Genomic DNA, 21,283 nt, shown 5'->3' with positions numbered 1-21,283 from the left:
TCACTCTCTAGAAGTTTTAACTTCCACGAAGTGGATGTTTCCGTCAAGGGCTTGCTCCCATCCCACGTGCGGGGCCAGAACTGCGGCTGTGCGCAGCGTTCAGATGTAGTGCTTGAAGGGCAAGGGCGGCAGGTTGGCGATTGGCGCGGCGGTCAGGATTTCGCCGACGTCGTCTGCAAACCTCAAGGTCACCGGCGTGCCGTCCCCGTAGATGCAGGCGTTGAAGTTTAGCTTGGTGAGACCGAGGACGTCCTGCATGACCTGGGTCAGATCCGCGTCGCCCTTGGTCACTTCGATAGACAGCGGGTTGGGCGCTTCGCGCCCGGGATAGGTCTGGAGATCGGGCACGAAGCCGACGGTCCACAAATAGCCCTTGCGCGGGCTGACCGTCAGAGCCGTTCCCCGCAGGACAGGGCTCCGTCCCTGACGGAAGAGTTTGATCTCGCGCGTCGTCTGAATCCGTACGCCGACGAGCCGTGTGTCAGGTCCCACGGCGCTGGAAAAGCCCCGCCATTCAGCCTCGTTGAAATGCTGCTTGGCGTGAATGAAGAGCTCCTTGGGCGGGCGGCCGTGCTTGGCGATGTAGGCCTCGACCACTAGGCCGGCGATCTCCTTCGCCTTTGCCTCATCGAGGTGGAACTCGGACGTCGTCAGCGAATACCAGGGGCCCACGGCGCCCTTGAACACGACGCCGTCTCCGGATCCGAGAAACATCTGGGCGCCGCAGCAGGCGTTCCCTGGCGATCCGGCGGTATCGGTCTTCTTGAAGACGAGACCGATGTAGCAGACGTCCTCTCTGACACCCGCTAATGCCCAGGGACGCCCCCCGGCCTTGAAGAAGGCTGTGGTCGACAGGTTCCAGGCGATATTGGCGGGATCCTGCAGCATCTGCGGCTTGCCGCCGAGCGCATTGACGCCCTCCGGATCGATCGTCGATTCCCGGACGATCTGAAGAACCACCTTCTGATCGAGCAGCCGCGCCTTGAGCTGGTTGTGGAAATCGACCTCGTACCGGTAGGGCTCGGCGGCGGCGTTGTCCTCTGCGAACATCGACGGCGCCTGCACAAAGCTCCTCGCCGTACGGGCGGAGAACCTCTGGCTGGTTCGGGTCCGTTCGGGCAAGGGAACGATCGACTTCGGCCGACAGAAACGGTGTACGTCGTCCGGTATCACGACAAACCAGACCGCCGGAACGCTGTCCTCCTCGCGGAGGAACTTGCGAATGGCCTGGTCGAAGAGATCGACGGTCTTGTACACGCGCTCGTGGCCGTCCGGGATCCGGACTGTGCTCGACAAGGCCGCCGCTGAAATCGAGATGGTCGCGACGGGGTTGGCGGGCCATTTGGTCTTGAAGGCTGCTTCGAAGCCCGGAAACGCAAGGTGATGCTGCTCCGCCTTGGCGGCCGGGATATATCCCGTGATCTGGGATACCCACTTCTTGTACCGCGCTATCCCTTCGTCCGTGCCGATGACGCCGACTCTCATTTCAGCGGGTTTGGCCTCGTCGATCATGGGGCCGAAAAGGAACAGACCATCCTTAGGGTCGGGCAGCATCTGGCCGTGTCCGAACTGGAGTAGCGGCTCCGTCAGGATCTGCAGGCCCTGGATCGGCTCAGTCATCTGCGGACTCCGCCAGGCCCGCGATCTCGAAGGCCTCGTCCGGTTCCACAGGCGCCTCCGGAGGCGTCTCGTCCTCATCGTCCGGGACCACGGCCCGGGATTTCACGGCGGGATCGGCGCAAGAGACCGGCGATTCAAACAGGACTGGCCGCGCATCCACGACCACCTCTGCGAAATCGCCCATCGGCAGCTTCAGACGGCCGTCCTCGTCACCGATCCAAGCCACGTAGGCAAGCATCAGGTCGCGCCATTGTCCGTTCCACCAGTTTCGGCAGAAACCGCGCCGGAGCTTGTGCATCTTCTCCACGCTGTCGAGCGGCGTCTTGCCGTCGTGCGAGAAGATGATGGCCGCCTTCATGACGAAATGGGGCGTGTCCGTCATGACGGGCTTGGCGATGAAGCCGAGGTGCCAATAGACGCCCCGCTTCTCACTCCGGCCCACCATGGCCTTGCGCCTGCGTTTGCCGGTGTGATCGACAAAATAGGCGGTATCCTTTTCGATCACGTCCTTGGTGAAGAACCATGCGACCGAGTTGTCGGCCATCTCGAACGCGGACAATCCCTTGGCCGCCATGGCGTTGTTCCAGGATTGCCGCAGGAGATTGACGACCATGCGCCGGGCGTCCGCGCGTTTGACGCCGGGCATCGCCGCCGGCATCCCGGCTAACATGTCTTCCAGCGGCAAGGTGTAGCGACGCTCGATGACCTGTTCCGGCAGCGCGAGCTTCAGGTCCACTTCCGTGCCGAACGTCCCCACCAGCCTGAAGTATTTGAACCAGGGGAGACGGGTTCCGGACATGACGCCCGAGACCGCCGTCTCGGCGACGCCGAGCGAGAAAAGGGACACTTTGGGAGGCAGCGCGGCAATCGGGAGCCAGTTCGAGTACAGCTGCTCGGGCTCGATCCGGGGCATTTGATCGGCGTCGGACCGTCGGAGGCACCAGGCTGCGACGTCAGCCGGAGCGATTGCACCCTTCGGCACGCCGTCACGCTCAAGGACCTGAAAGACTCTCGCCAGGGCGGGAGCCCACCCGGCCTTGAAGTCGATGACGTTCTTGCGGGCGATATTGGCTTTGAAGTCCGAAAAGGGGACATCGTCCACCCTGACCGGCAGGAGGAAATTGGCGATCTTGTCGCTGCGCTCCACCGTGACGGCGAGGTGGATTTCGTCTTTCACGCCCTCCTTGTTCAAGGCGGCGGCGGAAACGACGAGGATGAATTTCGCCGTGTGATGGCGAATGGCGTCTTCGATGTCGTCCCAGAACAGCTCACCACCGATCAACTTGGTGACATCCGACCAGACTTCATAACCGGCGCTGGCGAGTTGAACGCCGAGCCATCGGACGAAATCGTTCTCCTCCGGATTGGCATGGCTGATGAAGACGAGGCGACGGCCGAGTCCGGCGGGCGTTTGAGGCGATGGCGAGGTCACGGATGATGGAATCACTCAGGAACCATAGCGTGATTTCCAAAACTCTTCCTGTTTTGTTCCGCCGCGCTGTTTGTTGATCCGTCGCACGCTTCGCCGTCGCGATCTCGCTAGAGGTTGTAGACGGCCTTGAGCCGCGCGACGAGTCGCCCCGCGTCAGGCGGCGTGAGTTTCAGCGCCTACGGATCAAAGGTTTTGTCCGCCTCGACCGCTTCGACAAAGGCCCGCAGATCGGCGGCGATCCCGTCCGGGAGCGCCAGGGTCATCGTCGGCCCCAAGAGCTGAAGGAGCTTGAACACATCGTTGCGATGCTTGGTGACATTCCGGCTATCGACCTGCTGGCCGTCCGCCCGGTCGCGCGCCAGGTTGTTGTAGGCGAACGCCTTGAAGGGAATGAGGGTCTGGACGTCGATGACAGGGACGCCGTCCATCTCTGTCGTTCCGTCCTTGAGCAACGCGTAATAGGCGTCGTCGAGCAGCATGGCTGACAGGCTCTCGACCGTCCCGTCCAGCGGTATGGGCGTGAGGCGCGCGCCCTCCGGCACGGTGATGACATCGGGCAGCCGCGAGAACAGCTCGATCATCGCCGGATAGGTCTTGTCGGAGGGATGGGTGAACCGGAAGAAATTCCTCGCGCCGTCGCTGCGTTCGCGGGTCTGGTAGCCGCCGGCGTCGATGAAGGCCCAGAAAGATCGGACGAACTCCGGCTTCAGGGCCTCGAGACAGAGGACCAGGTCGAGGTCCTTGGTCGGTCGGAACGGCAGACCGGCGCCGGTCATGTGAATCTCGGCCGCTGCGCCGCCGATCAATGTGTACTGGTCCTCGAAGCCCGCGAAGGCCGCCTTGAACACATCAATGCCTACGACCATCCGAAGGGCTCCATGAGGGTGTCGACGGCCTGATCGAGGCGTTCGTCATGACGATCCTCCAGGCTCAGATACAGGGAGAGGCGATCCACGACGGGTCCGTGATGGCAAAGCAGACGGGGATCGTAAGACCAGGTTTCGATGCGGATGGCTTCCGGGTCCCGATCGTCGGCCGGCTGAAGGTCGTGCTGGTAGACCAGCCCCTTCCACTGACGTGCGGAGACCGCCCGGACTTCATGAACGGGAGGACCGAGGAGGGTGTACTCCGACAAAGCGGATTCCCCGGCCAGCGGCAGTGCCTGGGCCTCAGGAAACGGCCTGACCAAGCGACGGGCACGGACGGGCGACTGAAGCAAGTCACGGACCGCCCGCCAGAGGTCGTCGCCCTCCTGCTTGAAAGCGATGCGACGCTCCCGGCCGCGAACATCGATGCCGAGAATGCCGTGCCGCTGCAGTTCATCAACCACCCGCCCAGTGCTCATGGCGGAATATTGAAACCGCTCGGCCAGGGACTTGGGCGTCTGGCCATCGAGGTCCTCACGAAGCAACGAGGCCAGGACCACGACCTGGGCGGCCGGCGTCAACTGCTCCACGGCCGGCCGGACCTCTGACCGGAAATACTCGCGCAGATCAGCGCCGAGCTCGGGCAGGAACAGCTGATTGCCGGGAACGATGAAGTTGACGCCCTGCTGGATAAGACGCTGTCGGTTGGCCGAGCTCAGGGCGTCCGTGAGGAAGACGACCATGAACGCGTCCGATGTCGAGCGGGCGGTCTGGATATGTTTGGCGATCGTGGCCGGGGTTTCCGCGTCCTGGCCGGGCGTGGCGAGAATGAGCAGCTTTCGTCCAAACAGGCTCGTTTCGGCCAGACGATAGCGATCCGTCAGGAAGAACGGCAGGAGGCCCACGTCGGCCTCCTTGAACGTCAATCGGATGTCGAACAGCTGCGTGACGTAGGCCGCCGCATCGTCGAAGAGACGGCCCAGACTCCCAAAAGATGTCGCGTTCGATAACATTGGACTGCACGATAACACTGGCAATGTTACCATTCAATCTAATGTTATTATTGTTGTCGTGGCGGCGTTTCAGCCACCGGTCCGCCGCCAATCGCCAACGTCAGGCTCGGGGCTCCATTGGAAGAAGGTCCGCGTCACGTTCGAGGTCTTCGCGCCTGAGCCGACGCCCCTCCAGGAGCAGCCAGTCGAGTCGTTCCCGGAGTTGATCGTCAGAAAAGCCGGGCGCCCAGGCGAGCGGCCTCAGTTCGATGAGCGCCTCCTCCTGGCCCATCCGGAACTCCCCCGTCAGGGTGGTCAGTTCGATGGTCAGGCTGATGCTCTGGGACCGATGCCGGTTGTAGTCGTCGATCAGCCCCAGATACTCATAGTTCTGATCTGCGCGCGCTCGCGCAGCGGGGATGTCGACGTCGTGTTTTCGGTTGGGCGCGATATCGGTCACGAGATCACGAAGATCGGAGACGCTCAGCGCATTCTCCGAATACGAGGCGTCGATCGATCGCAGGTCCGTCACGACCTGGCGGCAGTCCTGACAGATGTATACGACCCGATAGGATCGGAACGCCCCCATCCAGCTCTCATCCCCGACACGCCAGAACAAGGCCTGGGGATCGCGCTCGGCCGTGAAAACCATGTGACGATGCAGGCTTCCCGTCCATTTGCCCTTTCCCGAAAGTCGGAGCGCCTCGCTCCGATCGCGCCGGCAGACTTCGCACCGCCAGTCCGGGACGACCCGCCGCCAGGGTGTCTCGACGCCTTGGGAGGTCCTGAAGGCCGCGAGGTCTTCCAGGCTCGGTCTTCGCGAGGCGGTCCGCTTGAGACGGGGCGAAACGCCAAAGCCGTCGTGACGCACCGAGCGTTCCGAAACGATGCCGGGTATCCGATAAAGGCTTTCTGCATCGTGGCCCTGCTGCGATGCGAGGCGGGGCACGATCGACGTCAGGACGTGTGGGCTCCAGAACTGCGGTGGATTGCCCTGGATGCGATGGCCTCCCGCTTTCAGACGCCCCGCTAGTATGTCGAGAAAGGCGAGCCGGTCCGCAACGTCGCGCTCGACCTCGTTCCAGACGTCACGGACCGCCTCATCGTCGATCCCATGCATCCGGTTGGGCTTCACCCGGATGAAGCGCATGATCTCGCGGGGCGAGAAGCTGAAATAGCTGGGGATCAGGTCGCCGAGCCGGCCCTTGGCCTTCCCCTCGGCCGTATTGCAATCGTTGCAGATCAGGGTGGTGAAGAACCGCATGGTGAGGTCCTTGCAGGCGTCGACGCCGCGCCGAAGGTCCCGGCTTTCCGGGGTCCGGTCCTCCGTGTTCACGAGCGGGCGGAGCATCTTTTTGGCGTGATCGCGCAGGTGGTCGTGATGCCATTCCAGCTGGCACAGAAGGACACCGTTATCGCTGACCCGCGCGATCTCGGGCTTGCGGCGCTGACAGGCCTCGCAGACCCAGTCACGCCGGACCTCGGCCCAATTGCTGTTCAGATTGAGCTTCTGAGCCCCGAGGCTGTGCATCAAGGCCTTGGTCTGCCGGCTCCAGGCGCCGTCTGCCTGGGGCAGCAGGGACTCAAGGTCCTCGTCGGACACCGCTCTGAGGTCGGGCATGACGAGAGAGAAGGAGGCGGTCATCGAGGAATCCGGATGTTCAGGAAGAACTGCTTCGAGTGTGCGCCAGATTCGGACGTCCGCTCGCCTTCAACTCTGGGATCTCCAACTTCGAAGCTCAGGCGCGGCCTGCCGGGGCGCCGCCCGACTCCGCCAAGGGCAGCTCCACCGCGTAGCACCAGTAGATCAACAGGGCCGCGGTCAGCGCCTTGTCATCCAGTCCCGACGGAAGGGTCGTTCCTGCACGCTCGCCGGCGATTTCATTGACCTGGATCACTGAAAGCGCCTGCGTCAGGCGAGAGCCCAGAACCCGGCCGGCCTCCGGCGAAACCCGCTTCCAGCGTTTGAGGCGGACGCGATCCTGAATCGCGGCGTCGGCTGCGGGTTCCGATGCCGGGGCATAGGCGACGTCGCGCCACGGAGCGAAATACTGCGCCTCCGGCCAGAGCAGCCGAGACTGGTCGCTCCACGAAATGACGACCGGCCTTCTCTGTTCGGGTCGCGACATCGCGCTTTCGCAGAACGTCCTCAGAAGCTCGAATTTGTCCATATCGGTCTCACCAGGCCCTGAAGGACGACGCCGTCATCCCTGTCTGAGGTTCGGCGCCGGAAGGTCGTTGAGCTCACAAATCAGGGCCCGACAGCGATCGAATATTATCGCTGCCAGGTTCGGCGGATAGACGTGCTCGCTCCCGTGGGCGATTTCGTTGCGAATGTGGACGAGCAACTGGTGATCGTCGCCCCACTGACTTTTCTGCGGCGGCGATAAAATGTTCCGATCAACCGCATAGCCCAGGCGCCTTGCGAGGCCGGGCATCGTCTTGGCGTCAGCGCCCAGTCGGGTCTTCAGCGCGAACTCGAGACTGGCCAGGGCCTGGCCGGCGGCGACCACCATCAGTTCATAGTCGAGCCAGCCATAGATCAAGGCGTTCAACGCGCGCGCGTAGATTCTGACCACGACGTCCGGCGCGCCCGCAGGCAGCTCCAGATCGGCGACCATGTCGTAGTGGTCGCGGAAGCTCAACGGGCGCAGGCCGTCGACCGGGTCCTCCGTCATCACGATCCGGTATCGGGCGTCGGGCTCCAGGGCCTCAGCGTAAGTCTTCATTCGCGCCTGTCCCTTGGCAATGACGCCGCTGTCCGGCTTTGTAGGTCAATGGGCAAGTATGATCCGCTTCGGGACTATCTCCGCAAACTGAAGACCGATGAAGTCGAGCTCTCTTTCGCCGAGATGGAGCGAAAGATCGGCTATATGCTGCCCAAGAGCGCCAGCCTGCCGCAGTGGTGGGCGAACACAACCGACCCGGCCGCGACCCACGTTCAACGCAAGGCCTGGGGCGACGCCGGCTTCGACGCCTTTCTGATCGCCGGCGCCGACCGCGTCCGTTTCAAGCGGGTCCAATCGACCCGGTCCGCCCCCTAGCCTCCGAAGTCGAACGCAGCCTGGTTTTCGGGAACACCAGATTTCCGTTTCCGACGGCTCCTGACGGGCTGATCCGAACCGGTCGCAACCTCAGGCGCCGGTGACCTAGGCGGCTCTTCCAGGGTTCTCCTGACTGGCGGTTTGACCGGCTCCGGCGCCGCCACTATGGCCCGGGGCTCCGGCAAACGCTTTGGTGTCCTCGCCCGTCGCCACGCCAGCAGCTCGCTCTGCCACCATCCGACCCGGTTTTGCGAGACCTGGACGCAGGCCGGGAAATCTCCGGTCTTCTGCATGCGCCAGACCGTCGTCCGGCTCAGACCGCAGATCACCTTCACCTGCGACCAGGGGAGAATCCGGTCTTCCAACGCGTCGAACGGAGGCGGCTCGCTCACACTGTCCATGACACCGCCTCGTCTGCCCGGCGCTCCAGAACCTCGGCCAGCAATCGGGCGTCTCGTGCCGCATCCACCGTATCTCGAACATCCCAGGTGCGAAGAACGTCCTTCAGGGCGAAGCTGACCGCCGGGTCGATCAGCAGGTCGGCGACGCTGGGCGCCCACTCCGTTCTGAAGCCTTCCAATCCCGCCTCAGCCATGACGCCGACCCCTGGCCGCAGGCGGGGCAGACGCGCGAAGGTCGCTGACCTGGTTCAAGGCCCAGGCGCGAAGCACGCCGCGCGGATAGTAGGGCCTGTGCCGAATGTGTAGACAGGGGGGGCCGTTGCCTCCGGTGGACCACAGCCGGGCGAGGGTCTCCGGCTTCATGCGGATGCCGAACTGGATCAGAAAGGCGGACGCTTCCTTGCGGGTCAGCAGATCCTCATCAGCGGCGTCAGTCACCGCCGCCACCGGTTCTGTCGCGGGGATCATCGATCAGTCTCCGGGGCCCGGCACTCCCGGGAATTGCGGGCGCCCCTCCCGGCCGAGAGCGCGAGGTAGCAATCAACGGCTGCGGCCACATAGGCTTGCGTCTCCGCTATGTTCGGTATGCGCCCGAGTCTGGCGACACGATCCGGCCCCGAGTTATATGCCGCGAACGCCAGCCGAACGTCGCCGAAGCGCAGCAGCTGCCGGGCCAGATAGTCCGCCCCGCCGTTGAGGTTCTCGATCGGATCGAAACGGTCTCTGACCGCGAGATCCGCCGCCGTTCCAGGCATCAACTGCGTCAGGCCACCGGCGCCGACCGGAGACACGGCATCGACCCGGTATGCGGATTCCACGATCACCAGGGCATGGAGCATCTTGGGGTCGATCCCATGGCGCTCGGCGGCGGCAGCGATCGCGTCCATGAAGGGTTGGGACAGGGGCGGCAGTCTAGGCGTGAGGTCGACGACGCCCGCCACGTCCGACACAGGCTGCGCGGTGGGACGGCCGAACAGATCGCCACCGGCGTTGCGCCAGTCGACCGTTTGAGCGGCGGCGTTACCCGCTGCAAGCGCCAGGGCCAGAGCGGCCAAGAAGGGTCTCACCATGTCAGGGTCTCCCGAAACACCCCCTCCAGATCCCGGGTCCGGACGGGTCCAAAATAACGACTGTCGAAACTTCCCGGCGTATCGCCGAGCAGGAAGAGCTCGTCCGGCGCGAGCCGGCGGCACCCGGTCCAGGCGGGCAGAGCCGTGCCACGACGATCACGATCCAGAACGTGAGCCACGCGGCCGGGCATTCGAACCGCACTTCCCTGCCGGCAGACGGGATCGCCGCCGACGGCCGCGACCCGTTTGATCAAAAGGACCTCGTCCGGCATGCCGAGCGCGCCCAGGTAGCGCCGGGCGATCGGGGGTTGGGGCAGAGCGACCATCGCGCCCGTCTCCGGCGCGCCGCGCGGATGTCGCAGATACAGGCCACGGGGTACGCTGGGGCTCTCGTTGACCAAAGCCAGGGCTGGCGTCTGCTCAGCAATCAGGGAGCCCAGGGTGAGGAAGAAGACGGTGACGCCGAGCACGGCCCAGCGGTTTCCAGTATCGAGAGGGGTCCAGGTCATGGCCGGTAAGGCTCCAGGATCAGGTCACGGGTGATCATCACGCGGACCGGCGCGCCGGCGCGCAGACGGATCGACGGCCGGACGTCCAGCTCCCGGTCCACGAGCCGCCCCCCGACCTGGGAGCCCTCGATGGCGGCGGCGTCCCCGGCGTCGCCGAGCAGGCCGCCCGAACCCTCGCCATCTCCGTCACGGGCGATTTGGCCGAGGGTGGTGATCGCGCCGGCGAACAGGGTTCCGACCAGCAAGGGGAACAGCCGCCGATCGACATGGCCGCGCACGCCCACGGCGCCTTGCGCATCAACGCCGGGCTCGCCGGTCAGCACCAAGCTCTTGCCGTTGGGCAGGATCAGCCGGTCCCAGGTCAGGAAGGCGCGTCGGTCGCCATAGGCGCTTTCGCCCTCATGACGGCCGATAAGCCGGGTCCCCTGGGGCAGGACGAGATGGCGGCCGCTGACGGTGTCATAGACATTCTGCGACACCGTCGCGACGACCGGCCCGGCGCGCGCGGTGTCCACCCCGGTCAACAGGACCGCAGGAATGATCGCGCCAGCCTTCAGCTCATAGGGCGACAGCGGCGCCGTCAGGGTGTGGCCATTATAGGTGGCGCCGACGTCCGCAGCGTCCGCACGAGCGCCGGCCGTCGCTGGACCCGCCCCGGCATGCGCGGCAGGACCGGCCCCGGTTGACGCCCCCTCGAAGAACAGGCCCGATCGCGCCGCCTGTTCGCCCGGACTTGGCCCGGTCGCCCGGTTCGTCCGCGATGGCGCATAACCGGCGCTATACCGGGCCGGCGCGGGCGGCGGCGGGGGATCACCAGGCTCAGCCGTCTCGGGCTCGGCCCCATGGCGCGGCTCGGGCAGCCGGTCATAGGTCGCGGGTTGGTCGGTGACAGCTTCGGAGGGTCGAACGGAGCCCCGGGCCTGCTCTTCCCGACCCTCGACAGCGCGGAGCCGGGCGCTGTCGCGCAGTTCCGGCTGGACGACGAAGGCCCAGGCCAGGGAGCCGGAGACGAGGATCACGCCGCCGATCACGATCGTCTGGACGACCGACTTGCGCAGCCGGGTGACCGGCGGACGCGGAGCCCGCATCGATAGGCCAGGCGGCGGCGCCTTGGCCTTGCTGGTCAGGTCGGGTCTGACCTCAGGGCCGACGCCGGACCCTGCCGAAGAAGCGACATCGTCGGGATTGTGGGGGGTATCCTGGAACGAGCTCATCGGGCGGCTCCCTCGAGGCGGCGGATACGAACGATCTGGGGGCGACGATCGCCGAGCCTGAGCTCGGCGCGATCGAAGACGCGATCGACGATGAACAGACCTCCGGCCTGGCGGTAGTTGACCATCTGGGTCTCGCCGTCGGCGGCGATCACGAACAGGGCCGGCGCCTCGTCGATCTGAAGATCGGGGTCGAAAGCGATGAAGGTGCGCTGCCCGTCGTTGAAGACCGAGGCCGGCGTCCACCGTGCACGGCGCCCTTGCGGCTCTATCCGATAGCGGGCGTCGATAGGCCCCTCCGGCATCGCCACCGGGTCCGACACGCGGATTTCCGCCGCCTCGGCGATCGGCGCCATGGCCGGGGGATCCATCGCCCCGGTGTCCCAGGCGACCGCCGCGTTGAACCCTGAGGCGTCACCGCTCTTCAGGTCGATGAAATAGACCCGCCGGTTGGTGGTCAGGACCAGGTTGGTCTCGAGTCCTCGTTGCAGCGGCTTGAGGAGGACGTGGGTTCGCTGACCTGCGCCCTCCCCGGACGTGGTCTCCCCGATCTGCCAGCGGACGGTGTCGCCGGCTGCCTTGGAGACCAGGATCTCGCCGGCCCCCAGGGTCAGGGTGGTGACCCGCAGAGGCGCCGTCCAGACCTCGAACACCCGACCCGGAGACCAGGCGAACACCTGGACCCCGCCGACGAAGGCGTCCGAACGGGACGGGGCCCGGGCGTCCAGATTGGCGGCGACGATGGCGCGGCGGCCGGTCATCCCCGTCGCTGGCGCCACGGCGGTCGGCTGGGCTTCATAGGGCGTGCCGACGGGAACGGCGGGCGCCAGGGTCGCATCGGCGACCAGCGCATCATCGACTTGTACCGTCGATTGCGGCAGGGCTCCGGCTTCGGCGATGACGGCAGCCTCGGCCTCCACGACAGGCAGGGGCGACATCGGCGGCGGCCCGGATGTTCGGCCGAACACGGCGCAGCCGGACAGGCTGAGGCCCAGGCCGGCCAGGATCAGGAAGCGTCGGGGGTCCATGATACGTCCTCGATTTTCAGTCCAAGGGGGTTCTTCATCAGCTCGGCCTCGGTGCGGGGCGGCTGGGTCGTTGTGGTGATCAGGGCGCGCCAGCGCTCGACGCCGGCCTGCTGGCCGTTGACGAAACGGGTCTCGCGCCATTGCAAATCGTAGGTCCGCTCGGTGCGCCGCACGACGTTGAGCACTTCGACGTTGACGGCTTCGCGTCCGACCTCGGCGAAGGGGTCGTGGCTCTGCGCCCAGGCGTTAAGGAAGCTCGCCGCCTTGGGCATCATCAGGTCATAGGCCCGAAGCCAGTTCTGCCGGATCACGATCGGGTCGATCGACTTGGAGCGGACGTCACGCACCCAGCCGGCCAGCGCGTGTCCGATCTGGGCTTCGGTCGGTTCGTAGCGGCCGCCGATCGCTGTGATCCTCTGGGTCTGTCCGAGATCGGAGACCTCGACCACGAAGGGTTTGACGACGGCCCTGTCGGCCTGCACCCACCAGCCCGCTCCGAGGAAACCGGCGAGGACGAGATTGGCCACCGCGATACGGCGCCAGTTCCGGGCATGGGCCAGGGACAGCCCCATCCGGTCGTCCCAGATCTGGCCGGCGCGCTGATAGGGGGTCGTCTCGGGCGCCGAGGCCAAGGCGCGTTTGGGACGAAAGAAGGGGTGCATGGTCAGGACTCCTCGGTTCTCAGGTTGGGAGACAGGACGCCGCTGGTTTCGCCGGCAGGCATGAGCCCTCGCCCGGCATTGGCGACGAAGAAGGCTTGCAGTGCCTGGGCGCGGGCCGGCGGTCTCGATCCGCCTGACGAGGTCGATCCTAAGGCCGTCCGATGGAAATCGGACCGGGCGGCCTGGGCCTCCGCCGCGATCTTTTCGGCGGGCCTGCCGGGCCGCGCCACGGCACCGGCGCCGTCATTGGCCGCGCCGCCGGATCCCGACGCTTCTCCCGAAGGCGATCCCGACGTTTGGCGAGGTTGCCAGGCGACCGCAGGTTCGGAGACGCCGTTGGAGGGAAATGTCGGCGCGGCGGACATCGCCCCGCCCGACGGCCGACGCGGGCCGGACGGCGACGGATTGTCATTGGAGGGTTTGGGAGGCGTGGACGGCGGAGGCGACATCGGCGGGGTCGGAGACCGGCCGCCGCCTGCCCCGGCCGCAGCCCGGGCCGGGCCAGACATCTTCGCTGCGCCGCCTGCGACCGCCGTGCCCGCACCCGCGATCCCGGCTCCGGCCAGGGCGGCGCTGCCGCCGACGGCGATTCCGGCCGTGATGGCGGCCCCGGCGCCCAGGGCCGGCCCGCCCGTCACCAGGGCCGAGGCCAGATTGGGGATGAACATCGCCAGCATGGCCAGAAGGATCGAGGCGACGAGGATGCTCAACGCCTCGTAGATGTCGGGATTGGCCGAGGGCTGGAGCTGGTCGAAGACGGTCCTGGCCCCGGAGATGACGATGGCCAGGGCCAGCACCTTGAGTCCGGACGAGACGACGTATCCAAGGGGCCGCTCCGCCAGGAAGGCGGACTTGTTCCAGATGCCGAAGGGCAGGAGGATGAAGCCGCCCAGGGTGACGATCTTGAACTCGAGCAGGGCCACGATGATCTGCAGCGCCAGCACGGCGAAGGCCAGCATGATGCCGATCATGGCCAGGCCCAGGATCAGGGCGTCGGCCATGTTGCCGACCACGTCGAGCGGATTGTCGACGGGCGCAGGCGTCTCGCCGAGCGCCTTCACGATCTCCCAACCCTGGGCCAGGATGGCTCCGGGATTGAGAAAGTCGGCCCGGCTGAGCGATCCGCCCCCGGCCGTCAGACCCAGTTCAATGAACCCGGCGTAGATCGTCTCGGACAGCTGTTGCCAGTCGTTGATCAGCCAAGCGAAGGCTCCGATCAGCAGCACCTTTCCAAAGCCGGAGGCCAGCACTTCGCGATTGGAAGACATCGCCCACTGGATCCCGGTCAGGGCGACGACCAGGACAATCAGGAGCCCGAAGACGCCGTTGACCGCGCCCTGCAGGGCGTCGAACCCGGCCGAGATGGTGTTGGAGAACACCACCATCAGCTCATTGGGGGTTTCCACTCCGACCGACATCGCTTGCGCTCCTCAGTCCCGCGCGTGCGACAGGGGATCGAAGGTCGGTGCGGCGGGCGTTCCGGCCGAGCCCGCCCAGCGGCGGCGACGGGCCTCGTCCCCCGAGGCCTGGGTCGCGGCGTCGCGCGCCGTCGCCTCGGCCAGAAGCCGGGACTGGGCGAGCATGATGGTGCGCAAGGCCGCCAGATCCTCGGCAAGGACGGCCAGCATCTGGTTGGAGGACTGGATCGCGGCGGTCTGGCCTGAAGCGGCCTCGCTGGCCGAGAGGGCGCCCGTCAGCCGCTGATTGCGTCCCTGTCCAAGACGTTCGAGCTCGGCTGCCGTGCGAGCCACATCCTCGGCCGTTCGCCGGGCGTTGGCGGTCCGGGCCTGCCCCTGCTCCAGAAGACGCAGCATGTCCGAACCGGACAGGTCATCGGGATAGAGGCTCTGGAACTGCTGCTCCAGGCCGCTGACCGAGCTGGCGATCCCGCGCGCCGTACGGGCCAGTTCGGCCATGTCGCGCAACGACTGGCTGTTGCCGGTCAGGTGGCTGTAAGGCGAGGCCGCAAGGCTCTTGGCCTCGTTGGCCAGGCTCTCCAGCTGACGCGCCGCCTGAAGCGCATTTTCGATGTGATTGCGGGGGTCGAAGACGACCTGTTGTGCAGGCGCCGGGGTCGCGGTCGCCAGTAGGCTGACGGCGACGAGGCCAGCGGCCAAGATCTGGACCGGCCTATTCGGCCGCGAGCGGTCGGGCGAAGGCGTCGAAAACAGCATCAACATTGTGCACTCCCTTGGCTGTGAGAAATTCCCGCGCGAATCCGGCCTCTCCGGAGGCTGCGAGGATGTCGTCGATGAGGGTCTGGTCTTCCGGTGCGCTGGCTCCGCACAAGGCGAGGGCCACGCCGGTCAGGCGCAGATCGAACAGGCGTCGGCCGCGCGGCTGGCGCCAGTAATAGGCCCGCTTGGGCGTGGCGAAAGCGATCAGCTCGAGCTGGCGCCGGTTCAGGCCGAACCCCTGATAGAGGCGCGCCGAAGACGGTTCGAGCGCGCGGGGGTTGGGCAGGAAGACCTGAGTCGGGCAGCTCTCGATCAGACTGCTCGCGATCGGCGAGGCGGCCACGTCGTCCAGACTCTGGGTCGCGAACACGACGGCGACCCGCTTCTTGCGCAGCGTCTTGAGCCACTCCCTGATCTTGGCGGCAAAGGCCGTCTCGCCGAGGAAGAGCCAGGCCTCGTCGAGCACCAGCAGTGTGGGTCGACCGTCGAAGCTGCGCTCCAGATGATGGAAGAGCGCCGAAAGGACCGGCGCCACGGCCGAGGGCGTGGCCATCAGGCTTTCCAGCTCGAAGGTGTCGAACCGACTGGGAACCAGCACCTCGCCCTCTCCATCGAGCAGGGCGCCGTGTGGACCTTTGAGCGTCAGGGGCTCAAGCGCCGCCGCGACCGCCTTGTCCTGCACCAGGGCGCAGAAGAGCGTCAGCGTGCGCTGCGCCACGGGGGCGTCGGCCAGGGCCGCGAGCGCCGCCCAGATCTCTTCACGGATCCTTGGCACAGGCTCCAGCCCCGCGAGCCGGACGGTCTCTGCGATCCATTCCGACGCCCAGGCCCGTTCGATCTCCTGGTCGATGCGCGCCAGGGGCTGCAGCGAGAACCGCGCGCCGGGCTCCAGCGCCCTCCAACGGCCGCCCGCAGCGAGTGTCGCGGCCCGCGCCGATCGGCCCTTGTCGAAGAAGACCACCCGGGCGTCCGGATAACGGAACCACTGCAGGGCCAGAAAGGAGAGCAGCGCGCTCTTGCCCGAGCCCGTTGGCCCGACGACCATCGCGTGGCCGACATCGCCGACATGGAGCACCAGACGGAAGGGGGTCGACCCTGTCGTCCGGGCCGTCGCCAGTGGTGGGCCGTCCAGGTTGAGGTCCATGGAAGGACCGGCCCAGACCGCCGACACCGGCAGCAGATCGGCCAGATTCAGGGTCGAGACGAGCGGTCGGCGGACGTCGGCATAGGGCTCGCCCGGCAGTGAGCCAAGCCAGGCCTCTACGGCATTGAGGTCCTCGATCCGGGCCAGCAGCCCCTGAGCGTTCAACGCGGCCTCGATGGCCCGCGCCTTGGCGGCGGCGCCGGCCTCCGTCGCGTCAAGCACGGTCACCGTCAGGGTCAGATAGCCGAAAGCGCAGGCCTCGGCCCCCAGGGCGGCCAGAGCGCCGTCGCACTCCTCGGTCTTGGAGGCCGCGTCGGTATCGAGGAGCGGCACCTCCTCCTTGGTGATGGCCTCCCGGAGAAGAACACCGACGCCCTTGCGCTTGGCGAACCAGCGCTTCCTCAGCTTGACGATCTCACGCTCGGCCTCCGGCTTGTCGAGACCGATCCAGCGGGCCGTCCAGCGATATGGAAACGGCAGGGCGCCGAGCGCATCGAGCAAGCCGGGCCGGGTCACCGACGGCAGGCCGCGCACGGACACGACCTTGAGCCAGCGATCGCCGAGGCATGGGGCGATCCCGCCGGAGAGGTCGGCGTCCGCCAGCCAGGCGTCCAGATACATCGGCGAATCCGGCGCGGCGACCGGGAAGGTCCTCGGCGACACGCAGTCGTGCAACCAGGTCAGCAGTTCGGTGTCGTCGAGCGGATCGATCTCGGGCAGGGCGTCCGACAGGAGGTCGAGCGTGGTCGCCGCCTCACGGGTGAAGACCGCCACGGCCTGGCGCCAGTCCGCGCCGCCCTTGGCCAGGCCGTGAAACAGCCAGCGCTCCATTCTCCGCGTCTCGTCGGCCGGCGGCAGCCAGGTCAGGGCCAGGCGAAAATCCGTCTCGAAGGCCGGGTCGCCAGCCTCGAAGCGGCTCCGACGTTCCTCGTCGAGAAGCCAGGCGACATCCAGGTCGAACGCGCTCTCCGGATAGGGGGCGGCCTCACGGCGGCGCGCCTCCATATGCAGGCACCAGCCCGTCCCGAGACGCTTCAGCGCATTGTTCAGACGCGCCCGGACGGCCATCAGCTCGTCTTCGGTCGAGGATTCCAGGTCCGGTCCCCGGAACCGGAAGCCCGTGGTGAAGGAGCCGTCCTTGTTGAGGATCACGCCCGGCGCGACCAGGGCGGCCCAGGGCAGATGGTCGGCCAGAGCCGCCGGGCGTCTGCGATGTTCTTCGAGAAAGCGCATCCCACCCTCACGCGTCCAGATGGCCAGGCAGGGCGAGGTGTCTCCGCAGCACGTCGAAGAACCGGCGGTCTGCCCTGGCGGCCCAAAGGCCGATGGCATGGGCGACGGCCCACCACAGAAGGCCGAGCCACCAGATTCGCAGGGCCAGGCCGAGCACCACCGCAATCGTCCCCATGGCGATGGCGTAGTCCCGAGGCATCCCCGCCATGAGGACCGGCTCGGTCAGGGCCTGGGCGACCGGAAGATCCCAGCCCTCCGGTCGGCCGTCTTGGAGGGAGCCGGCCATCATCCGATCTCCGCACCGCCGGCGAAACCGAAGAAGTCGAGGAAGAAGGTCGAGGCCGCGAAGGCGATGCAAAGGCCGAACATGATGCCCAGACCGCGCCGCATCGAGGATCCGTTCTCGCTCATCGCGATCCCGGCGCCGAAGACGACCACCGCAACGACCGCTGCGGCCTGGACCACGGGCCCGGTGATGGACTGGACCACCTGCTGGAGCGGTCCTTCCCAGGGCATCCCCGAACCTCCGGCCAGGGCCGGCCCGGCCATCATCAGGCCACACGTCATCATTGCGCCGAACAGGCGGCGCCCAAGTCTTCCACGCATGTCTTGCTTCCTGTGTTCAGCGCGTCTCAGCGCGATGCACCACATTGCAAGCAAATAGATCCACAGGTTGTCAACTCTTTGGATCTATTATTTTACGAGACTTGCAGACGACTGTAAAACAACTTGAAAAGACTCAAAATACGACTTGTGATGACTTGCGGTCCGAAAGTCGCCCCGACTTCGATGGCGACTTCCCACGACTTGCGTTTCGTGCCCGACAGCGCTCGTTGCCAAACGACGCCGCCTCAATTTCAGGTGAAAGATTGGCCTCAGGCCAAGCCGCTGATCGCCTCGCCGTCGTGACCCAAGGCTCGGCACTGACCGCAGCCTGGACCTTCCGTCCGGTGTCGGTCCGCCGGATGTGGCCATCCAATCGATCGTCGATGATGGTGCGGCGAGGCATCCAGGAGAAAGTTTTAGCCGCCCGCCTCCCCGAAAGGCCCTTTCGGGGTGAGCCAGCGGCAGCTTGAATCGAGAGGTCTGAGACGCGGCTGAGGTCTGAAATGCGCGCCACAAGCAGCTATTCGGGTCACCGCGAAAATTTGACGTTGCACTAGGACAGGGGTCCGGGGCTTAACTTTCCGGTATTGAACCCCCCGCCCCCCTTCAGGCGGGGGGTTCTATAGCGATTGCGGAGAGATCCGAGGTGATCTCGACCGGAACCCCGGCGGCCTTCCGTTCGGAATAGCGGTCCACGAGCTGGACGGCGTGGGGCCGGACCAGAATGGTGAAGCGCACCAGTTCCTCCATCACATCAACGATGCGCTCGTAGTAGGCCGAGGGCTTCATCCGGCCGGCCTCGTCGAACTCCTGGAAGGCCTTGGCCACGCTCGACTGGTTGGGGATGGTGATCATCCGCATCCAGCGGCCCAGAAGGCGCAGGGTGTTGACGGCGTTGAAGCTCTGGGACCCGCCAGACACCTGCATGACCGCGAGCGTCCGGCCTTGGGTCGGGCGCATGCCGCCCAAGCTCAACGGCAAGTGATCGATCTGCAGCTTCATTACCCCCGACACCTGGCCGTGCCGTTCCGGACTGCACCAGACCATTCCTTCCGACCAGAAGGCGTGCTCGCGCAACTCGCGCACCGCCGGGTGGTCGTCGTCGCCGGGCGCACCCGGCAGGGGCAGATCCGAAGGGTCGAAGATGCGGGTCTCGCACCCCATCCGCTGCAGCAGGCGGGCGGCTTCCTCGACACAGAGCCGCGAATACGACCGCTCGCGCAGCGATCCGTACAAGAGCAGGATCCGCGGCGCGGGATCGGTCGGACCCAGTCCCCGGGCAGGATCGGCGAACAGATAGGCCGCGTCCAGAGCCGGCAGGTGATCCGGATCCGGCAGCGAACGCAGGCGGGCGAAGGTCATCAGAGGTCCTTGGTCAGATAGGCGGCCGACGCCGGGCAGACGTCCACGAACTCGCGGGTTCGCCGGATCACGGGCGGTGCAGACGCCCGATCGGCGACGACGAAGCCGTGCCGGATGAAGAAGCGCTCGGCCGTCGTGGTGAGCAGGTGCAGACGTGCAGCGCCCAAGTCGCCGGCGGCGGTCTCGGCGGCGGCCAGCACCCGACTTCCCACGCCGCGGGCCTTCTGGTCGGCAATTACGACCAGGGAGCGCAGCAGCAGGTCGCGCCCCTCCCCTTCCAGCCCGACGAAGCCGATGACTGCGCCGTAGTGATCGGCGCTGAAGTAGCGACCGGCGCCGGGCTCGGGCAGACCTGCGTCGCGCAGGGTCGCGATAAGACCGGCGTCATCCGCATCCAGGAGATGCAGGACGACCATCAGGCGGCGTCCGCCGGCGGGGCGGTATCCGGGAACCAGCGGCGACCCATCCACAGCGCGACGGACACCAGCAGGATCAGCACCGGCACCTCGACCAGGGGACCGATGACGGCCGCGAAGGCGACGGGCGAGGTCAAGCCGAAGGCCGCGATGGCCACCGCGATGGCCAGCTCGAAATTGTTCGAGGCCGCGGTGAAGGCCAGGGCGGTGGTGCGCGGATAGTCGGCCTCGATCAGCTTGCCCATGAGGAAGCTGACCACGAACATGACGAGGAAATAGATCGTCAGCGGTATGGCGATGCGCAGGGCGTCCAGCGGCAGGGCCACAACCTCCCCGCCCTTGAGGCTGAACATGACCACGATGGTGAACAGCAGGGCGATCAGGGTGATCGGTCCGATGCGCGGCAGGAAGCGCCGCTCGTACCAGTCGGCGCCGCGGCGGGCGATCAGGCTGCGACGGGTCAGGAAGCCGGCCAGGAAGGGAAGACCGAGGTAGACGAGCACCGCCCCGGCGATGGTCCAGACGCTGACGTCCACCACGCTGCCCTGCAGGCCGAAAAGAGGCGGCAGGACGGTGAGGAATATCCAGGCGTACAGGCTGAAGAACAGGATCTGGAAGATCGAATTGAAGGCGACGAGCCCCGCGACATACTGGTTGTCGCCGCGCGCTAGCTGGTTCCAGACCAGCACCATGGCGATGCAACGGGCCAGCCCGATCAGGATGACGCCAGTCATGTAGTCCGGCTGATCGCGCAGGAAGATCACCGCCAGGGCGAACATGAGGACCGGGCCCAGCACCCAGTTCTGGAACAGGGACAGGGCCAGCACCCGCTTGTCGGCGAAGACGCGCGGAAGTTCCTCGTACCGGACCTTGGCCAGCGGCGGGTACATCATAAGGATCAGGCCGATGGCGATCGGGATGTTGGTCGAGCCGATCGAGAGGCTGTCGACCCAGGTCGGCAGGCCCGGCGCCAAGGTTCCCAGAGCCACGCCCAGGCCCATGGCCACGAAGATCCACAGCGTCAGCCAGCGGTCGAGAAAGGACAGGCGACGCGGCGCATCGTCCGCCACGGGGGTGTCAATCACCGCTGCACCCGCTGGCCAGAGGCGTCGATGACCACCTCGCCGTCCTCCTTGGTGAAAGGCTTGAGATCATCGGCAGGCAGGAGGTCCAGAACGGCTTCGGACGGTCGGCACAGGGCAACACCGAGCGGACTGACGACGATCGGCCGATTGAGCAGGATCGGATGGGCCGCGATCGCATCGAGCAACTGATCGTCCGTCAGGCCCGGGTCCCCGAGGCCCAGTTCGGCGAAGGGGGTGCCCTTTTCGCGCAACAGATCGCGCAGCGGCTTGCCGGCCCGTTCGGCCAGCCAGGCGACCATGGTCCGCGACGGCGGCGTCTTCAGATACTCGACGACATGCGGCTCGGTGCCGACGTGGCGGATGAGCTCCAGCGCGTTGCGCGACGTCCCGCAGGCTGGGTTGTGATAGATGATGACGTCCATCGG

At 66.3% G+C, this 21,283-nt stretch carries 25 protein-coding genes; 1 reads left to right on the top strand and 24 read right to left on the bottom strand.

Translation table 11 applies throughout. The annotated features are described in order from the left end of the window. Positions 1 to 99: 99 nt before the first annotated feature. The 7 genes from AC0L6G_RS13285 to AC0L6G_RS13255 form a co-directional block, all read right to left on the bottom strand. Positions 100 to 1,620 (bottom strand): argonaute/piwi family protein, encoded by a 1,521-nt coding sequence (locus tag AC0L6G_RS13285; RefSeq protein ID WP_473252464.1) that lies wholly within the window; start codon positions 1,618 to 1,620, stop codon positions 100 to 102. After that, positions 1,613 to 3,052, bottom strand: coding sequence for a toll/interleukin-1 receptor domain-containing protein (locus AC0L6G_RS13280; RefSeq protein ID WP_201099731.1), 1,440 nt, complete (start codon positions 3,050 to 3,052; stop codon positions 1,613 to 1,615). The genes AC0L6G_RS13285 and AC0L6G_RS13280 overlap by 8 nt, the downstream gene beginning before the upstream one ends. Positions 3,053 to 3,228: 176 nt before the next feature. Further along, positions 3,229 to 3,918: a hypothetical protein gene (locus AC0L6G_RS13275; protein WP_473252463.1), complete on the bottom strand. Its 690-nt coding sequence runs from the start codon at positions 3,916 to 3,918 to the stop codon at positions 3,229 to 3,231. Next, positions 3,909 to 4,823, bottom strand: coding sequence for a hypothetical protein (locus tag AC0L6G_RS13270; RefSeq protein WP_374037673.1), 915 nt, complete (start codon positions 4,821 to 4,823; stop codon positions 3,909 to 3,911). Before AC0L6G_RS13270 ends, AC0L6G_RS13275 begins: the two co-directional genes overlap by 10 nt. A 208-nt stretch (positions 4,824 to 5,031) precedes the next feature. Next, a complete protein-coding gene (locus AC0L6G_RS13265; RefSeq protein ID WP_473252462.1) occupies positions 5,032 to 6,555 on the bottom strand; it encodes a hypothetical protein in 1,524 nt (507 codons plus the stop codon). A 94-nt stretch (positions 6,556 to 6,649) separates the two neighbouring features. Further along, the gene (locus AC0L6G_RS13260; protein WP_473252461.1) at positions 6,650 to 7,081 is read right to left on the bottom strand and encodes a hypothetical protein; all 432 of its coding nucleotides are present in this window, start codon (positions 7,079 to 7,081) and stop codon (positions 6,650 to 6,652) included. Positions 7,082 to 7,114: 33 nt separating this feature from the next. Next, complete coding sequence (locus AC0L6G_RS13255) at positions 7,115 to 7,591, bottom strand: hypothetical protein (RefSeq protein ID WP_473252460.1); 477 nt, start codon at positions 7,589 to 7,591, stop codon at positions 7,115 to 7,117. 96 nt (positions 7,592 to 7,687) lie between these two features. Here AC0L6G_RS13255 and AC0L6G_RS13250 point away from each other — a divergent pair, with 96 nt between their 5' ends. Then, positions 7,688 to 7,954 (top strand): DUF7662 domain-containing protein, encoded by a 267-nt coding sequence (locus tag AC0L6G_RS13250; protein ID WP_293827613.1) that lies wholly within the window; start codon positions 7,688 to 7,690, stop codon positions 7,952 to 7,954. On the opposite strand, the gene AC0L6G_RS13245 is transcribed toward AC0L6G_RS13250, so the two are convergent. The 17 genes from AC0L6G_RS13245 to arsC all read right to left on the bottom strand — a co-directional run bounded on the left by AC0L6G_RS13245 (position 7,951) and on the right by arsC (position 21,280). Beyond that, the gene (locus AC0L6G_RS13245) at positions 7,951 to 8,355 is read right to left on the bottom strand and encodes a helix-turn-helix transcriptional regulator (RefSeq protein WP_473252459.1); all 405 of its coding nucleotides are present in this window, start codon (positions 8,353 to 8,355) and stop codon (positions 7,951 to 7,953) included. The two genes, AC0L6G_RS13250 and AC0L6G_RS13245, sit on opposite strands and share 4 nt — an antisense overlap. After that, a complete protein-coding gene (locus AC0L6G_RS13240) occupies positions 8,343 to 8,549 on the bottom strand; it encodes a hypothetical protein (RefSeq protein ID WP_473252458.1) in 207 nt (68 codons plus the stop codon). Before AC0L6G_RS13240 ends, AC0L6G_RS13245 begins: the two co-directional genes overlap by 13 nt. After that, the gene (locus tag AC0L6G_RS13235; protein ID WP_473252457.1) at positions 8,542 to 8,823 is read right to left on the bottom strand and encodes a hypothetical protein; all 282 of its coding nucleotides are present in this window, start codon (positions 8,821 to 8,823) and stop codon (positions 8,542 to 8,544) included. Before AC0L6G_RS13235 ends, AC0L6G_RS13240 begins: the two co-directional genes overlap by 8 nt. Continuing rightward, a complete protein-coding gene (locus tag AC0L6G_RS13230; protein ID WP_473252456.1) occupies positions 8,820 to 9,410 on the bottom strand; it encodes a lytic transglycosylase domain-containing protein in 591 nt (196 codons plus the stop codon). The genes AC0L6G_RS13235 and AC0L6G_RS13230 overlap by 4 nt, the downstream gene beginning before the upstream one ends. An 8-nt stretch (positions 9,411 to 9,418) precedes the next feature. Next, entirely contained in the window at positions 9,419 to 9,934 is a 516-nt protein-coding gene (locus AC0L6G_RS13225) for a S26 family signal peptidase (protein WP_473252455.1), read from the bottom strand. Beyond that, entirely contained in the window at positions 9,931 to 11,148 is a 1,218-nt protein-coding gene (locus AC0L6G_RS13220) for a TraB/TrbI/VirB10 family type IV secretion system protein (protein WP_473252454.1), read from the bottom strand. Before AC0L6G_RS13220 ends, AC0L6G_RS13225 begins: the two co-directional genes overlap by 4 nt. Continuing rightward, the gene (gene trbG, locus AC0L6G_RS13215; RefSeq protein ID WP_473252453.1) at positions 11,145 to 12,173 is read right to left on the bottom strand and encodes a P-type conjugative transfer protein TrbG; all 1,029 of its coding nucleotides are present in this window, start codon (positions 12,171 to 12,173) and stop codon (positions 11,145 to 11,147) included. The genes AC0L6G_RS13220 and trbG overlap by 4 nt, the downstream gene beginning before the upstream one ends. Further along, positions 12,152 to 12,835 (bottom strand): conjugal transfer protein TrbF, encoded by a 684-nt coding sequence (gene trbF / locus AC0L6G_RS13210; RefSeq protein WP_201099744.1) that lies wholly within the window; start codon positions 12,833 to 12,835, stop codon positions 12,152 to 12,154. The genes trbG and trbF overlap by 22 nt, the downstream gene beginning before the upstream one ends. 2 nt (positions 12,836 to 12,837) lie before the next feature. Continuing rightward, a complete protein-coding gene (gene trbL / locus AC0L6G_RS13205; RefSeq protein ID WP_473252452.1) occupies positions 12,838 to 14,253 on the bottom strand; it encodes a P-type conjugative transfer protein TrbL in 1,416 nt (471 codons plus the stop codon). Between the two features lie 12 nt (positions 14,254 to 14,265). Continuing rightward, positions 14,266 to 14,952 carry a TrbJ/VirB5 family protein gene (locus AC0L6G_RS13200; RefSeq protein ID WP_444571871.1) on the bottom strand — a complete coding sequence of 229 codons (687 nt, stop codon included), beginning with the start codon at positions 14,950 to 14,952 and terminating at the stop codon, positions 14,266 to 14,268. A 13-nt stretch (positions 14,953 to 14,965) separates the two neighbouring features. Then, complete coding sequence (gene trbE, locus AC0L6G_RS13195; RefSeq protein ID WP_473252451.1) at positions 14,966 to 17,389, bottom strand: conjugal transfer protein TrbE; 2,424 nt, start codon at positions 17,387 to 17,389, stop codon at positions 14,966 to 14,968. 7 nt (positions 17,390 to 17,396) lie between these two features. Continuing rightward, positions 17,397 to 17,675, bottom strand: a complete 279-nt coding sequence (locus AC0L6G_RS13190) for a VirB3 family type IV secretion system protein (RefSeq protein WP_035306146.1) — start codon at positions 17,673 to 17,675, stop codon at positions 17,397 to 17,399. Then, positions 17,675 to 17,995 carry a TrbC/VirB2 family type IV secretion system protein gene (locus AC0L6G_RS13185; protein ID WP_164952685.1) on the bottom strand — a complete coding sequence of 107 codons (321 nt, stop codon included), beginning with the start codon at positions 17,993 to 17,995 and terminating at the stop codon, positions 17,675 to 17,677. Before AC0L6G_RS13185 ends, AC0L6G_RS13190 begins: the two co-directional genes overlap by 1 nt. 606 nt (positions 17,996 to 18,601) lie before the next feature. Further along, the gene (arsH, locus tag AC0L6G_RS13180) at positions 18,602 to 19,357 is read right to left on the bottom strand and encodes an arsenical resistance protein ArsH (protein WP_473252450.1); all 756 of its coding nucleotides are present in this window, start codon (positions 19,355 to 19,357) and stop codon (positions 18,602 to 18,604) included. After that, positions 19,357 to 19,773: a GNAT family N-acetyltransferase gene (locus tag AC0L6G_RS13175; RefSeq protein ID WP_473252449.1), complete on the bottom strand. Its 417-nt coding sequence runs from the start codon at positions 19,771 to 19,773 to the stop codon at positions 19,357 to 19,359. Before AC0L6G_RS13175 ends, arsH begins: the two co-directional genes overlap by 1 nt. Next, entirely contained in the window at positions 19,773 to 20,858 is a 1,086-nt protein-coding gene (arsB, locus tag AC0L6G_RS13170; RefSeq protein ID WP_473252448.1) for an ACR3 family arsenite efflux transporter, read from the bottom strand. The genes AC0L6G_RS13175 and arsB overlap by 1 nt, the downstream gene beginning before the upstream one ends. After that, positions 20,855 to 21,280 carry an arsenate reductase (glutaredoxin) gene (arsC, locus tag AC0L6G_RS13165; protein WP_473252447.1) on the bottom strand — a complete coding sequence of 142 codons (426 nt, stop codon included), beginning with the start codon at positions 21,278 to 21,280 and terminating at the stop codon, positions 20,855 to 20,857. The genes arsB and arsC overlap by 4 nt, the downstream gene beginning before the upstream one ends. Positions 21,281 to 21,283: the final 3 nt, after the last annotated feature.

The sequence above is a fragment of the Brevundimonas sp. D3-1P genome (genome assembly GCF_055809335.1).
This window is presented reverse-complemented; position numbering and strand designations above follow the sequence as displayed.

Coding starts and splice junctions, on each gene's coding strand:
- arsC (WP_473252447.1), bottom strand. CDS start 21,280: ATGGACGTCATCATCTATCACAACCCAGCCTGCGGGACGTCGCGCAAC.
- trbG (WP_473252453.1), bottom strand. CDS start 12,173: ATGGACCCCCGACGCTTCCTGATCCTGGCCGGCCTGGGCCTCAGCCTG.
- AC0L6G_RS13250 (WP_293827613.1), top strand. CDS start 7,688: ATGGGCAAGTATGATCCGCTTCGGGACTATCTCCGCAAACTGAAGACC.
- AC0L6G_RS13285 (WP_473252464.1), bottom strand. CDS start 1,620: ATGACTGAGCCGATCCAGGGCCTGCAGATCCTGACGGAGCCGCTACTC.
- AC0L6G_RS13190 (WP_035306146.1), bottom strand. CDS start 17,675: ATGGCCGGCTCCCTCCAAGACGGCCGACCGGAGGGCTGGGATCTTCCG.
- AC0L6G_RS13260 (WP_473252461.1), bottom strand. CDS start 7,081: ATGGACAAATTCGAGCTTCTGAGGACGTTCTGCGAAAGCGCGATGTCG.
- AC0L6G_RS13235 (WP_473252457.1), bottom strand. CDS start 8,823: ATGATCCCCGCGACAGAACCGGTGGCGGCGGTGACTGACGCCGCTGAT.
- trbF (WP_201099744.1), bottom strand. CDS start 12,835: ATGCACCCCTTCTTTCGTCCCAAACGCGCCTTGGCCTCGGCGCCCGAG.
- trbL (WP_473252452.1), bottom strand. CDS start 14,253: ATGTCGGTCGGAGTGGAAACCCCCAATGAGCTGATGGTGGTGTTCTCC.
- AC0L6G_RS13245 (WP_473252459.1), bottom strand. CDS start 8,355: ATGGACAGTGTGAGCGAGCCGCCTCCGTTCGACGCGTTGGAAGACCGG.
- AC0L6G_RS13265 (WP_473252462.1), bottom strand. CDS start 6,555: ATGACCGCCTCCTTCTCTCTCGTCATGCCCGACCTCAGAGCGGTGTCC.
- arsH (WP_473252450.1), bottom strand. CDS start 19,357: ATGACCTTCGCCCGCCTGCGTTCGCTGCCGGATCCGGATCACCTGCCG.
- AC0L6G_RS13225 (WP_473252455.1), bottom strand. CDS start 9,934: ATGACCTGGACCCCTCTCGATACTGGAAACCGCTGGGCCGTGCTCGGC.
- AC0L6G_RS13240 (WP_473252458.1), bottom strand. CDS start 8,549: ATGGCTGAGGCGGGATTGGAAGGCTTCAGAACGGAGTGGGCGCCCAGC.
- AC0L6G_RS13185 (WP_164952685.1), bottom strand. CDS start 17,995: ATGCGTGGAAGACTTGGGCGCCGCCTGTTCGGCGCAATGATGACGTGT.
- AC0L6G_RS13275 (WP_473252463.1), bottom strand. CDS start 3,918: ATGGTCGTAGGCATTGATGTGTTCAAGGCGGCCTTCGCGGGCTTCGAG.
- AC0L6G_RS13175 (WP_473252449.1), bottom strand. CDS start 19,773: ATGGTCGTCCTGCATCTCCTGGATGCGGATGACGCCGGTCTTATCGCG.
- AC0L6G_RS13220 (WP_473252454.1), bottom strand. CDS start 11,148: ATGAGCTCGTTCCAGGATACCCCCCACAATCCCGACGATGTCGCTTCT.
- trbE (WP_473252451.1), bottom strand. CDS start 17,389: ATGCGCTTTCTCGAAGAACATCGCAGACGCCCGGCGGCTCTGGCCGAC.